The organism is Sphingomonas sp. Marseille-Q8236 (genome assembly GCF_965112005.1).
The window spans coordinates 1,509,928-1,524,084 of record NZ_CBCOPO010000001.1 but is presented as its reverse complement, the minus strand read 5'-3'; the positions used below and the strand labels follow the sequence as shown (position 1 = coordinate 1,524,084).

Annotated in this window: 13 protein-coding genes; 6 read left to right on the top strand and 7 right to left on the bottom strand. The window is 67.4% G+C overall.

The window, feature by feature from the left end:
* Positions 1-28: 28 nt before the first annotated feature.
* Positions 29-1,318: a homoserine dehydrogenase gene (locus tag ACWPWT_RS07260; RefSeq protein WP_454279142.1), complete on the bottom strand. Its 1,290-nt coding sequence runs from the start codon at positions 1,316-1,318 to the stop codon at positions 29-31.
* 121 nt (positions 1,319-1,439) lie between these two features.
* Between ACWPWT_RS07260 and ACWPWT_RS07255 the strand changes: the two genes are divergently transcribed.
* Positions 1,440-2,009 carry a 3'-5' exonuclease gene (locus ACWPWT_RS07255; protein WP_261268825.1) on the top strand — a complete coding sequence of 190 codons (570 nt, stop codon included), beginning with the start codon at positions 1,440-1,442 and terminating at the stop codon, positions 2,007-2,009.
* Positions 2,010-2,159: 150 nt separating this feature from the next.
* Here the strand turns inward: ACWPWT_RS07255 and ACWPWT_RS07250 are convergent, their stop codons facing one another.
* From ACWPWT_RS07250 to ACWPWT_RS07230, 5 genes are all read right to left on the bottom strand, one after another.
* On the bottom strand, positions 2,160-2,594 hold the full coding sequence (locus ACWPWT_RS07250; protein ID WP_454279141.1) for a hypothetical protein: 435 nt from the start codon (positions 2,592-2,594) through the stop codon (positions 2,160-2,162).
* Positions 2,595-2,613: 19 nt separating this feature from the next.
* Positions 2,614-2,982, bottom strand: a complete 369-nt coding sequence (locus tag ACWPWT_RS07245; RefSeq protein WP_454279140.1) for a hypothetical protein — start codon at positions 2,980-2,982, stop codon at positions 2,614-2,616.
* A gap of 136 nt (positions 2,983-3,118) precedes the next feature.
* The gene (locus ACWPWT_RS07240; RefSeq protein ID WP_454279139.1) at positions 3,119-3,391 is read right to left on the bottom strand and encodes a hypothetical protein; all 273 of its coding nucleotides are present in this window, start codon (positions 3,389-3,391) and stop codon (positions 3,119-3,121) included.
* 22 nt (positions 3,392-3,413) lie between these two features.
* Complete coding sequence (locus tag ACWPWT_RS07235) at positions 3,414-3,848, bottom strand: CoA-binding protein (RefSeq protein ID WP_454279138.1); 435 nt, start codon at positions 3,846-3,848, stop codon at positions 3,414-3,416.
* 94 nt (positions 3,849-3,942) lie between these two features.
* A complete protein-coding gene (locus tag ACWPWT_RS07230) occupies positions 3,943-4,893 on the bottom strand; it encodes an Mrp/NBP35 family ATP-binding protein (protein WP_454279137.1) in 951 nt (316 codons plus the stop codon).
* A 71-nt stretch (positions 4,894-4,964) separates the two neighbouring features.
* Between ACWPWT_RS07230 and hflK the strand changes: the two genes are divergently transcribed.
* From hflK to ACWPWT_RS07205, 5 genes are all read left to right on the top strand, one after another.
* Positions 4,965-6,095, top strand: a complete 1,131-nt coding sequence (gene hflK / locus ACWPWT_RS07225; RefSeq protein WP_454279136.1) for a protease modulator HflK — start codon at positions 4,965-4,967, stop codon at positions 6,093-6,095.
* Positions 6,092-6,958: a protease modulator HflC gene (gene hflC, locus ACWPWT_RS07220; RefSeq protein ID WP_454279135.1), complete on the top strand. Its 867-nt coding sequence runs from the start codon at positions 6,092-6,094 to the stop codon at positions 6,956-6,958. The genes hflK and hflC overlap by 4 nt, the downstream gene beginning before the upstream one ends.
* Before the next feature lie 107 nt (positions 6,959-7,065).
* Complete coding sequence (locus ACWPWT_RS07215) at positions 7,066-8,595, top strand: Do family serine endopeptidase (protein ID WP_454279134.1); 1,530 nt, start codon at positions 7,066-7,068, stop codon at positions 8,593-8,595.
* 140 nt (positions 8,596-8,735) lie between these two features.
* A complete protein-coding gene (locus ACWPWT_RS07210) occupies positions 8,736-10,343 on the top strand; it encodes a helicase HerA-like domain-containing protein (protein ID WP_454279133.1) in 1,608 nt (535 codons plus the stop codon).
* A 367-nt stretch (positions 10,344-10,710) separates the two neighbouring features.
* A complete protein-coding gene (locus tag ACWPWT_RS07205; protein ID WP_454279132.1) occupies positions 10,711-12,687 on the top strand; it encodes an OPT family oligopeptide transporter in 1,977 nt (658 codons plus the stop codon).
* Between the two features lie 183 nt (positions 12,688-12,870).
* Here the strand turns inward: ACWPWT_RS07205 and ACWPWT_RS07200 are convergent, their stop codons facing one another.
* Positions 12,871-14,154 carry a glycoside hydrolase family 130 protein gene (locus ACWPWT_RS07200; protein ID WP_261268814.1) on the bottom strand — a complete coding sequence of 428 codons (1,284 nt, stop codon included), beginning with the start codon at positions 14,152-14,154 and terminating at the stop codon, positions 12,871-12,873.
* Positions 14,155-14,157 lie beyond the last annotated feature (3 nt).

Sequence of the window (14,157 nt, the reverse complement as noted above, 5' to 3'; positions counted from 1 at the left end):
CACCTCCCCCTTGCGGGGGAGGATTTTCTCATCCCAAAATATGCATGAGCAGCGGCTGCCCGACCAGGCTCTGGCTCCCGCGCAAGCGCTCCAGTGCCTGGGCGACCGCGCGCTCCGGCCCCTCATGGGTCACGATCGCGATCATCACGCCGCCATCCGCCGCCTCACCCCGCTGGATCAGGCTTTCGATCGAGACACCGGCATCGCGCATCGCTGCGGCGATCTCGGCCAGCACGCCGACCTTGTCCTGTACCGTGAAGCGCAGATAGGCCCGCCCGCGCCGCTCGCCGCTATCGGCCTTGGCCGCAGGGGTTAGTTCGTGCGCGGGCATGGCGAAGGACGCACCATATTCGCCGCGCGCGATGTCGATCAGGTCGGCGACGACCGCGCTGGCGGTCGGGCCATCGCCCGCCCCCGCGCCCTGGAACAGCAGGCGACCGACGAAATTGCCCTCCGCCACCACCGCATTGGTCGAGCCGGTGACATGCGCCAGCGGATGGTCGAGCGGCACCAGATGGGGATGCACCCGCTGGAACAGGCCGTTCGCCCCTTCCTCCGCCACGCCGACGAGCCGCACGCGATAGCCGAGCGAGGCGGCCTGCGCGATGTCGGCGGCCAGCACATGCCGCACGCCGCCGATCGCGACATCGCCGAACGCGGGCTGCGTGCCAAAGGCGATCGCCGCCAGGATCGACAGCTTGTGCGCGGCATCCACCCCGTCAATGTCGAAGCTGGGATCGGCCTCGGCATAGCCCAGCGCTTGCGCTTCCGCCAAAACCTCCGCGAAGTCGCGGCCTTCGGCTTCCATCTTGGACAGGATGAAATTGCAGGTGCCGTTGAGGATGCCATAGACGCGCGCGATGGCATTGGCCGCCGCGCCTTCGCGCAGCCCCTTGATGACCGGGATGCCGCCCGCCACCGCCGCCTCAAACTTCAGCGCCGCCTTGGACGCCTCCGCCTTCTGCGCCAGTTCCAGCCCGTGATGCGCCAGCATCGCCTTGTTGGCGGTCACGAAGCCACGCCCGGCATCGAGCGCGGTCCGCGCTAGCGTCAGCGCGGGCCCGTCCGATCCGCCGATCAGCTCGACCACCACGTCCGCATCCTCGCGCGCGGCGAGCGCGGCGGTGTCGTCCACCCATTCGAAGCGCGACAGGTCGACGCCCCGGTCCTTGGTCCGGTCGCGAGCGGAGACGGCGACGATCTCGATCGGGCGACCGGCACGCCGGGTAATCAGCTCACGGTTCGCGTCGAGCAGGCGAATGACGCCGCCCCCCACCGTGCCGAGTCCCGCCAAAGCCACCCGCAATGCGTCGCCCATATCGTCTTCCTGTATCCGAGCGTTCGTAGAGCCCTGGCGGGTAGCGGATAGAAATGGTCGCTGTCGAGCCATGAGGCGACCTTTTATTGCTCGAAACCTGTGATCGCGCTAAAGGCCGTCCATGACTCCCCCCGATTTCGTGGTCATCGACGTCGAAACCGCCTGTTCGCGTACCAGCAGCATCTGCCAGATCGGTATCGTCGGCTATGCGGCGGGCGTGGAGGTGCTGGCCTATGAAACGCTGGTCGATCCATGCGACGAGTTCAGCAGCTTCAATATCGGCATCCACGGCATCACCGCCGATCATGTGCTGGGCAAACCCACCTTCGCGCATCTGCATCCCGAACTGGCGGAGCATCTGGGCGGGAGGGTGACGGTGGCGCATTCGGGGTTCGACAAGGGCGCGCTGGGCCGCGCGTGCGAGCGCGATGCCCTGCCCCCGATCGCGGCGCGCTGGTTGGACAGCGTGACCATCGCCAGACGGGCCTGGCCCGAACTGCCCAATCACAAGCTCAACACGCTGGCGGCGTTCCTGGAACTGGAGCATCGCCACCATGACGCGCTCAGCGATGCACGCGCCGCCGGGCAGGTGGTATTGCGCGCCATGGCGCAGACCGGGCTGACGCTGGCCGACTGGTTCACCCCGCCCCCCTCGGCACGCGCCCGGGCACGGCGACAGGCGGGCGGCTGATCGCCGTCAATCCTGCCGATCGGCGATGGGAGGAGCCGCGCTTACAGAGCGTGGTGGTCAGCGGTCGGACATTGCCCTTCCCCGGCTATCGCTTGGCGGCTTCCCCTTCCCAGCCTGGCCAGGGAGAGGAACGGCATTCCTCTGTTGCCGTCAGGGTTCGAGATGCCCCTGCGGCCCCGGCCCGTCGAGCGCGATGGGGACGCGGTGGCTCTTGTCGCGGGACTTGTCGACCAGCTTGCTGATTCCGATCCGCGCCTCATTGGCGAGGAGGAGAGCGGGGCCGAGGATATTCATCCCGGTCTGGCATCCCCATTGCGTCGCCGCGCAGGGCGTGCCCGACGCCCGCAGCGCCCCGATACCGGTCAGTTGCGGATTGGACGGCACCGGCCCCGCCGGCACCTCATCGGGCACATCTGGGATACGGTCGTCCGCCTGCCGCCGTCCGCAGACGATGACATCCTCCCTGGTGCCCGCGGAGGACGGACAGGGATCGCGCGCCAGGATCGAAAAACGTTCGCTTCCCGATCCCGTTGGCGGCGGCGCGGCGGGTGTCGCCTGAAGGGCGATCAGCAACAGGGCGATCATCGCGTGGCTCTCCTCGACGTCATGGCGCAGGCTTGCGCAGCGTCGGCCCGTGGCCGCCGCGCGGATTGGTGTCCATCGTCACCCCCGCAAGACCGCCCCCCACCTGGAAGGGCGACAAGTCCTTCAACGGGGTGCTGCGCGCGAGCAGGCGGGTCCGCTCCTCCATCACGCCCTCGTGGCGGGGATCGCCCGGCTCCGGCGGTATCTCAAAGGGCATGCGGAACCGATCGGCATTGCGGCGACCGCATACGGTGATGTCGGTCGCATTGGGATCATACACGCAGCGCCGCCGGATACCGGTCATCTCGCTCGTCTTCGCGATGATCGCGTCGACCGATGGAGACGGCGGGGGCACCGTGTCCTGACCCGGCACCGCCATCACCAACATGGCCCATATCATCGCCACCATGACACCCTCCCGGCATCGCGTTCGCCCGGACCATGAGGTCACGGACACATGGCGTCCTATCCCGTCCGCCATGCGAAGCCGATAATGTCATTACGCCTGTGTCATTTTTAGGGCGTCAGTCGATTTGCGTGCGGAACAGGGTCCGTGGCTTGCTGAGGCAATATTTGTCGCCGACCACCGCGCAATAGGTGCCGTCATTGGCGAAGGCCCGCGCCTTCGAATCGATCGGAACGCTATGATCCTGCGACAGGCGATAGGGCGAAGGGCGCGCTGTCCCGACGCAGCCCCCGGACGCACAGGTGGGCGTCAGGCGCGGCAATGGCATCGCATTGCCGCGATGCGCCTGCGGCGCGGCCAATATCAGCAGGATCGGCACCGGCACCATCACAATTCTCCCCTGTTCTCTTCGTTCAGTCGTGGCCGACCGGCTCCACGCCCAGCCGGGGAATCTCGATCGCGGGACAGCGGTTCATCACCACCTTCAGCCCGGCGGCCTCGGCGCGCGCGGCGGCCTCGTCGTTGACGACGCCCAATTGCATCCAGATCGCCTTCGCCCCGATCGCGATCGCCTCGTCCACGATGGGGCCGACCGCATCGGAGCGGCGGAAGATGTCGACGATGTCGATCGGATTGCCCAACTGGCCGAGTTCGCGAAAGACGAACTCGCCATGGACATGCTCGCCGGTGATCTGTGGATTGACCGGGATCACGCGATAGCCATGATCCTGCATCCGCTTCATCACGCCATAGGACGGACGGTCTGGCCGATCGGACGCGCCGACCAGCGCAATGGTGCGCGCATCCTGCAACAGGGTGCGAATATCGTCGTCATCGGTCAGCGGCATGGATGGTCCCCTTTGCGGACCGCCCACCCGGCATTTCGCACATACGGGATACAGGCGGTCTAGCCGCTTCCAACGCCCCGAAGACGCGCCGGTTTCATGCCTGGGACAGCCAATCCGCCACCGCTTCGGCCAGCGGTGCGAAGACACTATCCCCTTCCCCCGCCGCCGGGGGCTGCCCCGCGTCCGAGGCGGTGCGAATCGCGATGGTCAGCGGCACCCGGCCCAGGAACGGGATGCCCAGTTCCTTCGCCGCCGCTTCCGCCCCGCCCGATCCGAACGGATCGGAAATGCCGCCGCAATGGGGGCAGCAATAGCCCGCCATATTCTCGACCAGCCCGATGATCGGCACCCCCGCCTTGGTGAACAGGTCGATGGCGCGCCGCGCATCGATCAGGGCCAGATCCTGCGGGGTCGAGACGATCACCGCCCCCGCCGGGCGGTGCTTCTGCACCATGGTCAGTTGCACGTCGCCCGTGCCCGGCGGCAGGTCGAGCACCAGCAGTTCGGTCGCGCCCCAGTCGCCGTCGACCAGCTGGCTCAGCGCCCCCGCCGCCATCGGCCCGCGCCAGGCGATCGCCTTGTCCGGCTCGACCACTTGCCCCATCGAGAGGAGGGACACGCCGTAAGGCGTCGGCACCGGTTGCAGCTTGCCGTCCTGCGCCACCGGCTTCACCCCCTCCGCCGCCATCAGCCGGGGCTGGGAGGGGCCATAGATATCTGCATCGACCAGCCCGGTCTTCATGCCCCGGCGCGCCAGGGCGATGGCGAGATTGGCCGACAAGGTGGACTTGCCCACGCCGCCCTTACCGCTGGCGACGGCGATGATTCGACGCTCGCGCTTCTCGGCGGTCAGGACGACGCGCACATCCTCCGCGCCCGACTGGATCGCGGCGGCCTTCACCTCGTCCTCCAGCGCCTGCCGCCCCGCCCCGTCGAGCCCCGTCGTGTCGAGCACGACGCCCGCCCGCGCGCCCTCCATCCGCACATTCGCGCGCTTGCCCGCCACCGCGGCGACCGCCGCCCTTACCGTCTCGATGATGCTCATCAGGCGCAGATAGGATGCGATACGCGGCTTGGCACTGTTTTTGTCGGCGAACCGTTCCTATAACGATGAACATGAGAAAGCTGACGGGCCGGTTTCAACGCCCCCCCATTCTAGCCGCCGAAACGCCGAAGGGCCCCTGGGGCGGGTCCGGCGAGGACTCCGATGGCGGCCCCCGCAACCCCTGGGCTGTCCCCCCGGGCGGCCGCAAGGCCTCGGCCAAACCCACCGCGCTGGATGAATTCATCCGCAAGGCGCGCGGTTCGGGTGGCGGCGGTCCGGGCGAAGGGCCCGGCGGAACGGGGGGCGGCTTCGGCGGCATCCCCGGCGCGCCAGGCGGACGCACCCTTTGGGCGATCGGCGCGGCGATCCTGGTCGGCATCTGGGTGCTCTACACCTCGATCCACCCGATCGGCCCGCAGCAGCGCGGCGTCGTCACCTATTTCGGCCGCTATACCGGCACGCTGGAGCCCGGCATCCAGCTGACCGCCCCGGCCCCCTTCGCCAGCGTCCGGGTGCTGGACGTGCAGAAGATCCGTACCGAGAATTTCCCCGAAGGATCGGCGGCGAATCTGGTGCTGACCGGCGATCAGAACATCATCGACCTGACCTATTCGGTACGCTGGGACATCGCCAATCCGCGCGACTACGCCTTCCGTCTTGCCCAGCCGCAGGAAACCGTCCGCGCCGCCGCCGAAAGCGCGATGCGCGCCGTGATCGCGCAGACCACGCTGGACCAGGCGCTGGGTTCGGGGCGCACCACCATCGAGCAGCGCGTGCAGGAACTGACCCAGTCGATCCTCAACGAATATCGCTCGGGCGTCCGTATCCAAGGCGTCGCAATCAAGCAGGCCGCTCCGCCGCAACAGATCGTCGATGACTTCAATAAGGTGACGGCGGCGCAGCAGCGCGCGGTCGCCGATGTGAACCAGGCGCGCTCCTATGCGCAGCAGGTGATCGCGCGCGCCCAGGGTGAGGCGGCGCAGTTCGACAAGATGTATGAACAATATCGCCTTGCCCCCGAAGTGACCCGCCGCCGCATGTATTACGAGACCATGGAGGCCGTGCTGGCCAAGTCGGACAAGACCATCGTCGAGACACCCGGCGTCGTGCCCTATCTGCCGCTGTCCAAGGCGCGCCCCGCCGCCCCGCCGCCGCCTGACATCGCGACATCCGCCACCCCGGCACAGGGAGGCGGCCAGTGAACGGCCTGCCCCTTCGCAATCCGATCGTGCTGGGCGTCGCCCTGCTGGTCGCGGTGATCCTGGCGGCGGCGACCTTCGCCATCGTGCCCGAGACGAAGCAGGCGGTCGTCTATCGCTTCGAACAGCCCCGGCGAATCGTCAACGGCTATCGCCCGAACGAGGAACTGGGCCATAGCGGCGCCGGGTTGATCGCGCGGATCCCGTTCGTCGATCGCATCGTGTGGGTCGACAAGCGGGTACTCGACCTCGACTTGGAAAAGACCCAGGTGCTGTCGACCGACCAGCTTCGCATGAATGTCGATGCCTTTGCCCGTTTCCGCGTGATCGACCCGCGCCGGATGCTGGCGACGGCGGGCAGCGAGGACGGGGTCATCAACCAGCTTCGCCCGATCTTCGGCTCGGCACTGCGCAACGAACTGGGCAAGCGGCGCTCGTCCGAACTGCTCAGCCCCGAGCGCGGGCAGGTGATGGACGCGATCCAGGTCCGGCTCGACCGCATCGCGCGGCAGTATGGCGTGCAGATCGTCGATGTCCGCATCAAGGAAGCCGAACTGCCGCCCGGCACCCCGCTGGAAAGCGCGCTCAGCCGGATGCAGACCGCCCGCCAGCAGGAGGCGATCACCATCGCCGCACAGGGTCAGAAGCAGGCGCAGATCGTCCGTGCCGATGCCGATGCGCAGGCCGCGCAAATCTATGCCCAGGCCTTCGGCAAGGATCCGGGTTTCTATGATTTCTACCGCGCCATGCAGTCCTATCGCCATACCTTCGGCGCGGACGGCAGCACGCAGGAACATGGGAACACGCAGATCATTCTCTCGCCTGAGAACAGCTATCTGAAGGAATTCACCGCGCCGGGCCGGTAAGTGATTTCCACCTTTCGGCCCGTTCATATTCAAGCGATGTTCAGCAAAATCGTGACATATAGGCCACGGTCAAACTGAATTTTCTTCTTTGAGAGGACCCTAGCCCAGTGCGCTACGCCTACGCCATTACCAGTGCGCTTCTCCTCGGTGGCGCGACCGCGACCCTGGCCCTTCAGCCCGGGACCGCGCAGGTCGCGCAGAACGAACCGGGTGCGATCCAGGCCGTCGCACCGCGCGCCGGTGCGCCGATGAGCTTCGCCGACATGGTCGCCAAGCTGCAACCCGCCGTCGTCAACATCTCCACCAAGCAGTCGATCACCGTCAAGCAGCAGGCGAACCCATTCGCCGGCACGCCGTTCGAAGGGTTTTTCGGCCAGTTCGGAGGCCAGGCCGGACCGCAGCCGCAAAAGCGCGAAGGTGCTTCGTTGGGCTCGGGATTCCTGATCTCGCCCGATGGTTACATCGTCACCAACAACCATGTGATCGCGCCGGGCGCGCAGGGTGCATCGGTCGATTCGATCACCGTCACGCTCAACGACCGCAAGGAATATACTGCCAAGGTCGTCGGCCGCGACGAGACGTCGGACCTCGCCGTCCTGAAGATCGACGGCCAGAACCTGCCCTTCGTCCGCTTCGGCGATTCGTCGCGGGCGCGGCCGGGCGACTGGGTGCTGGCGATCGGCCAGCCCTTCGGTCTGTCGAGCACCGTCACCGCCGGTATCGTCTCGGCTGTGCACCGCGTCACCGGTCAGGGCGGCGCGAACGACCGCTTCATCCAGACCGACGCCGCGATCAACCAGGGCAATTCCGGTGGCCCGATGTTCGACATGAACGGCAACGTCATCGGCATCAACAGCCAGATCTATTCGCAGTCGGGCGGCAATATCGGCATCGGCTTCGCCATTCCGGCGGAGGATGCCAAGCCGATCATCGACCGGCTGATGAAGGGTCAGAAGATCGAGCGCGGCTATCTGGGCGTCCAGATCGGCGGGCCGGTCAATGACGATGTCGCCGCATCGCTGGGCGTGCCCAAGGGCCAGGGCGAGATCATCGCCAAGGTCGAGCCGAACGGTCCCGCCGCCAAGGCCGGGCTGAAGGCGTTCGACGTGGTGACCAAGGTCAACGGCCAGTCGGTGACGCCCGAGCAGACCCTGTCCTATCTGATCGCCAACGTCCCACCGGGCGGCCGTGTCCAGTTGGAGGTGCTGCGTGCCGGCAAGCCGGTGTCGCTGACCGCAACCGCCGCGACCCGCCCGTCGAACGAGGAACTCCGCTCGACCCTGGGCGATGGCTCGGACGCCTTCCCCGACAATGACGATGACGCACAGGTGGCGCCTACGGCGGGCGGCGGGCTGGGCCTGTCGGTCCAGCCGCTGACCCCGGCCATCGCTCGTGCGATCAACGTCGATCCCTCGACCCAGGGCGTCGTCATCGCGGCGGTCGATCCGTCGAGCGATGCCGCGTCGAAGCTGAAGCGTGGCGATGTTGTCACCGCGATCAACGGCACCGCCGTCCGCACCGCCGCCGACATCCAGCGGATCGTCGCCGAGGCCAAGGCGGCGGGCCGTCCGCAGGTGCTGGCCCAGATCACCCGTGCCCGCATTGCGGGTGCGCTGATCCCGCTGCGCATCAAGTAAATCCCCTTGTTCTTCCCTTTCCCGGCAGGAAAGGGAGGGGCGAGGACGGCGAAAGCCGATCATGAAAAGGGCCGTTGCATCCTCGCTATGCAGCGGCCTTTTTCTATTCCTGTTCGCATCCATCGCGGTAAGATGTGGGCATGGACGGCATCTTCATCGGCATGGGCGGCGGCAAGCCGCAGGCGATCGACCTCAAGCGCGCGAACCGGCACGGGCTGATCGCGGGCGCGACCGGCACCGGCAAGACGGTGACGTTGCAGACCATGGTCGAGGGCTTCTCGCGCGCCGGGGTTCCCAGCTTCGTCGCCGATGTGAAGGGTGACCTGTCGGGCCTGGGACTGGCCGGATCGGCACTGGGCAAAACCCATGCCGCCTTCGCGGCGCGCGCCGCCGAGCTGGGCATGACCGATTGGGCCTATGACGCAGCGCCGGTGCAGTTCTGGGATTTGCTCGGGCGTCAGGGGCACCCCGTCCGCGCCACCGTATCGGAAATGGGCCCGCTGCTGCTCGCGCGGATGATGGGGCTGAACGAGACGCAGGAGGGCGTGTTGACCATCGCCTTCCATCTCGCGGACAAGGAGGGGCTGCTGCTCCTCGACCTGGACGATCTCCAGGCGATGCTGGCCGAGTGCGCCGCACGGGCCGAGGAACTGACCACCACCTATGGCAATGTCTCGAAACAGTCGGTCGGCGCGATCCAGCGCGCGCTGCTGCAATTGCGCACGCAGGGGGGCGAACATTTCTTCGGCGAACCCGCGCTGGAACTCACCGACCTGATCGCCACCGATGATTCGGGGCGCGGCGTCGTCAACATCCTGGCCGCCGACCAGTTGATGGCGAGCCCCAAGCTCTACGCCACCTTCCTGCTCTGGCTGCTGTCCGAACTGTTCGAGCAGCTGCCCGAAATCGGCGATCCCGACAAACCCAAGCTCGTCTTCTTCTTCGACGAGGCGCATCTGCTGTTCGACGATGCCGCGCCCGCCCTGGTCGACACGATCGAGCGGGTGGTGCGGTTGATCCGGTCCAAGGGCGTCGGCGTTTATTTCATTACCCAGAACCCGATCGACGTGCCCGACAAGATCGCGGGACAGTTGGGCAACCGGGTGCAACATGCGCTGCGCGCCTTCACCCCGCGCGACCAGGCGGCGGTCCGCTCCGCCGCCGAGACGTTCCGCGCCAATCCGGGCGTCGACGTGGCGAGCGCGATCACCGAGTTGAAGGTGGGCGAAGCGCTGGTTTCGCTGCTCCAGCCCGATGGCTCCCCCTCTCCGGTCGAGCGGACGATGATCGCCCCGCCGCGCAGCCGGGTCGGCCCCGCGACCCCGGAGGAGCGCAAGCTGCTGATCGAGACCGACGCGGTCGGCGCGAAATACGATCAGGCGATCGACCGCGAATCGGCGGAAGAACTGCTTGCGGCCAAGACACAGGAAGCTGCTGCTGCGGCGGCGGAGGCCCGGGCGCAGACCGAAGCGGACAAACAGGCCGCACAGGCCGCCAAGGCGGACGCGAAAGCCGCCAAGGAAGCCGAACGCGCACGAATCGCCGAGCAACGCGAGGCGGCCAACTCCCCTTGGGCCAAGATGGCGACCAGCGCGGCGCGCTCGGCCAGTTCGTCGATCGGGCGACAGGTGGCCAATGAGATCGGCAAGCAGGTGTTCGGCAGCGGCTCGCGCCGGCGCTCGAACAGCGGTGGGGGGATTGTCGGTGCGGTGGTGCGCGGCGTGCTGGGGAATCTGTTCCGGGGATAGTCCCGCCCACGCCGCCGCCTACCCGAACCTCCGTTGGGCCTCGACGATGGCGAAGGAAACCACCCGCCGCAAAGTTCGCCGCCACCCCGGCGAAGGCCGGGGTTCAGCTGCGATGCGCTGTCGAAGGCGCGAGGCCTTTGCCTCCTTGCGCTCGCCGGATTTGGCGGCACCTGGACCCTTGCCTCCGCCGGGGTGAGCGCTTGAGACAACCGGATTCCCTTGGCCTTCGACTTCGCTCAGGCTGAACGGGGGTTGGGTGATTGTGCCCCGCCGCGCTCCCGCTAAGCGAAGTCGAAGCGCACCCCCTTCCCCTCGACCCGACATGAAATGCTAGGCGAGCGCGCCGCACTCTGCCACATCTGCGCGCATGAACCGCACGCCCACCGTCGCCCGCCCCGTTGCCGAACTCACCCTTCGCGGTATCGCGCTGGGCGGGATCATCACCCTGCTGTTCACCGCCGCTAATGTCTATCTGGGGCTGAAGGTCGGGCTGACCTTCGCCACCTCGATCCCGGCAGCGGTCATCTCGATGGCGATCCTGCGCTATCTGCCGAACAGTTCGATGCTCGAGAACAACATCGTCCAGACGGTCGCCTCGGCGGCGGGGACGCTGGCGGCGATCATCTTCGTGCTGCCGGGCCTGGTCATGATCGGATGGTGGCAGGGCTTTCCCTATCTCCTGACCGCGGGGATCACCGCGACGGGGGGCATATTGGGCGTGATGTTCTCGGTGCCGCTGCGCCGCGCGCTGGTGGTCGATACCGACCTGCCCTATCCCGAAGGGCGCGCCGCCGCCGAAGTGCTGAGGGTCGGCGCGGGCAGCCGCGAGGGCGAGGCGGAAAGCGCCATCGGCCTGCGCCTGATCGTCACCAACGCCCTCGCCTCCGCTGGGTTCGCGATCCTGACCCAGACCAAGCTGGCGGCCGCCGAAGCGGCCATCTTCTTCCGCACCGGGGCGGGCGCGACCGGGATCGCGGGCGGCCTGTCCTTTGCGCTGGTCGGGGTCGGGCATCTGGTCGGCCTGTCGGTCGGCTGTGCGATGCTGGCGGGCATTGCGATCGGTTGGTGGGTGGCGCTGCCCATCCTGACCGCCATGGCCCCCTCGACCGGGCCGGTCGCCGAATGGGCGAGCGGCGTGTTCAGCCGGGACGTGCGCTTCCTGGGCGCGGGCGTGATCGGGGTGGCGGCGATCTGGACGCTCCTCAAGATCATCGGGCCGGTGATCGGCGGTATCCGCTCCTCGCTCGCCGCCGCCTCGGCCAAGCGCGACGGCGCGGTGCTGGCGGTGGGCGAGCGCGACCTGCCGATCGGAATCGTCGCCGCCGTCGCGCTGGCGACGCTGGTGCCGATCGCCGGGCTGCTCTGGTCGGTGATCGCGGGCGGGCCGCTGGCCGCATCGGGCGTCGCGCTGATCGGCGGGGCCTTGCTGTTCATCCTGCTGATCGGCCTCGTGATCGCGGCGGTGTGCGGATACATGGCGGGCCTGATCGGCGCATCGAACAGCCCGGTGTCGGGGATCGGCATCCTCTCGGTCCTGGCCGCCGCGCTGTTGCTGGTCGGACTGTTCGGGCGCGGCACGCCGCCCGAAACCACGCAGGCGCTGGTCGCCTATGCGCTGATCGTCACCGGCGTCGTGTTCGGTGTCGCGACCATCTCCAACGACAATCTTCAGGATCTGAAGACCGGCGAACTGGTCGGCGCGACGCCGTGGAAACAACAGGTGGCACTGGTCATCGGCGTCGTCTTCGGCAGCCTGGTCATTCCCCCTGTCCTTGACCTGCTCAACGCGACGCTGGGCTTTGCCGGTACGCCGGGCGCGGGGCCGAACGCCCTGTCCGCCCCTCAGGCCGCGCTGATCTCGGCATTGGCCAAGGGCGTGCTGGGCGGTGATCTCAACTGGACGATGATCGGCATCGGCGCGGTTGTGGGCGTCGGCGTGATCCTGGTCGACGAGGTGCTGGGCAAGCTCGGCTGGATTCGCCTGCCGCCGCTGGGCGTCGGGCTGGGCATCTACCTGCCGATGACCGCGACGCTGCCGGTCGTGCTGGGGGCGGTGATCGGCCATGTCTATGACCGCTGGGCACGGCGGAGCGGCAATCCCGAAGCGGCCGAGCGGCTGGGCGTGCTGGCCGCCACGGGGATGATCGTGGGCGAAAGCCTGTGGGGCGTCGGCTTTGCGGGGATCGTCTACCTGACCAACTCGGACGCGCCCCTGGCCCTGGTCGGTGACGGGTTCGCGACCCCCGCGCTGATCGGGGGGACGTTGGTATTCCTTGGAATCGTGGCGGCGCTGTATCGCAATACGCGCCGCCAGGTCATAGGCTTGCCGCCAGCGGCACGCTGACGCCTACCATAAGAGCGAACACCATTTCTTACCCGTAAGGGGAGGTGGCAGGGCGCAGCCCTGGTCGAGGGGGTGTCCCGGTGAAAGGGGCGGGCCTCGCTTCCCCGGGTTCACACCCCTCCACCATGTTCGCACGGCCCCCCTCCCCTTACAGGGAAGGAATAGAGGGCGGCCGCCAGATCGTTACATTGCCGCCAGCAACTCGCTGATCTTCACGAAGGCGAAGCCGATCGAGCTGTCCGCGATGCCGTAGGGCAGGAACAGCGAATCGCCGTGCCGGATCGCGCCGCAGGAATAGACCACGTTGGGCACATAGCCCTCGCGGTCCTGATCCTTGGCGGCGAGGATCGGCAATTTCGTCCGGCCCAGCACCTTGGACGGATCGTCCTTGTCGAGCAGCGCGGCGCCGATCGAATATTTGCGCATCGCGCCGACGCCGTGGGTCAACAGCAACCAGCCCTCGTCCACCTCGATGGGCGGGCCGCAATTGCCGATCTGCACCAGCTCCCACGGATAGACCGGGGTCAGGATCTTCTCGCCCTCGTCCCAATGGGTCAGCGAGTCGGACTTGAGCAGGAACAGATTCTCGCCGTCCTGCCGCCCCATCATCATATATTGGCCCGCCACCTTGCGCGGGAACAGCGCCATGCCCTTGTTCCGCGCCGCCGAGCCGGTCATCGGCACCAGATCGAACGCGCGGAAATCGCGGGTGCGCATCAGTTCGGACTGGATGCCCGAGCCGTCATAGGCGGTATAGGTGCCGATCCATTCCACCGCGCCATCGTCATGCGTGAACTGGACGATCCGCATATCCTCCAGCCCCTTGGACTGGGCTTGGGTGATCGGGAAGATGACCGTGCCCGACAGCGTCGAGTCGCGGTGGCGATGCACCGTGATCGGGCCGCTGGGTGCATCCTCTTCGCCCCAGCCGTGCACGTCGGTCGCAGTCGCGAAAGGCGGCTCGGGCGCGAGGCGAAGCTGGTTCTGATCGTTGATGATGCCTTCGCGAAAGGCGACCGAGGAGATATGCCCCTCGCCCACCGCGCGCATCGACATCAGGATGCGCTGCGACCCCGGCTGGATGCCGGTCTGGTCGAAATGCGGCACCGCCGACGGGTTCATCAGCGCCGCGGCGGCGTAGCTGTATTCGTGGCAGAAATAGGCGCCGATCAGCTGGCGCTTCTCGTCCCCGATCTTCGACCCGTCGAGCTTCAGCAGATCCTCGATCTGGTCGTAACGGGTCATGAAGACGCGCCGCGTCTGCCAGTGCCGCGCCTCGAAATCCTTCAGCACGGTTTCCAGCTGGTCGCGCGCTTCCTGCGGCGTCATCGCCAGCACTTCGCCGACCAGCCGCTCGGTCCGGCTGGGCGGTGCCCCGTTGCCGCCGCCCCAGGCAATATGGAACGGCCGCACGACGACGCGGGAAGGATCGGCATGAAGCCGCAGCCGGTGGTTGAACAAATCCATCGC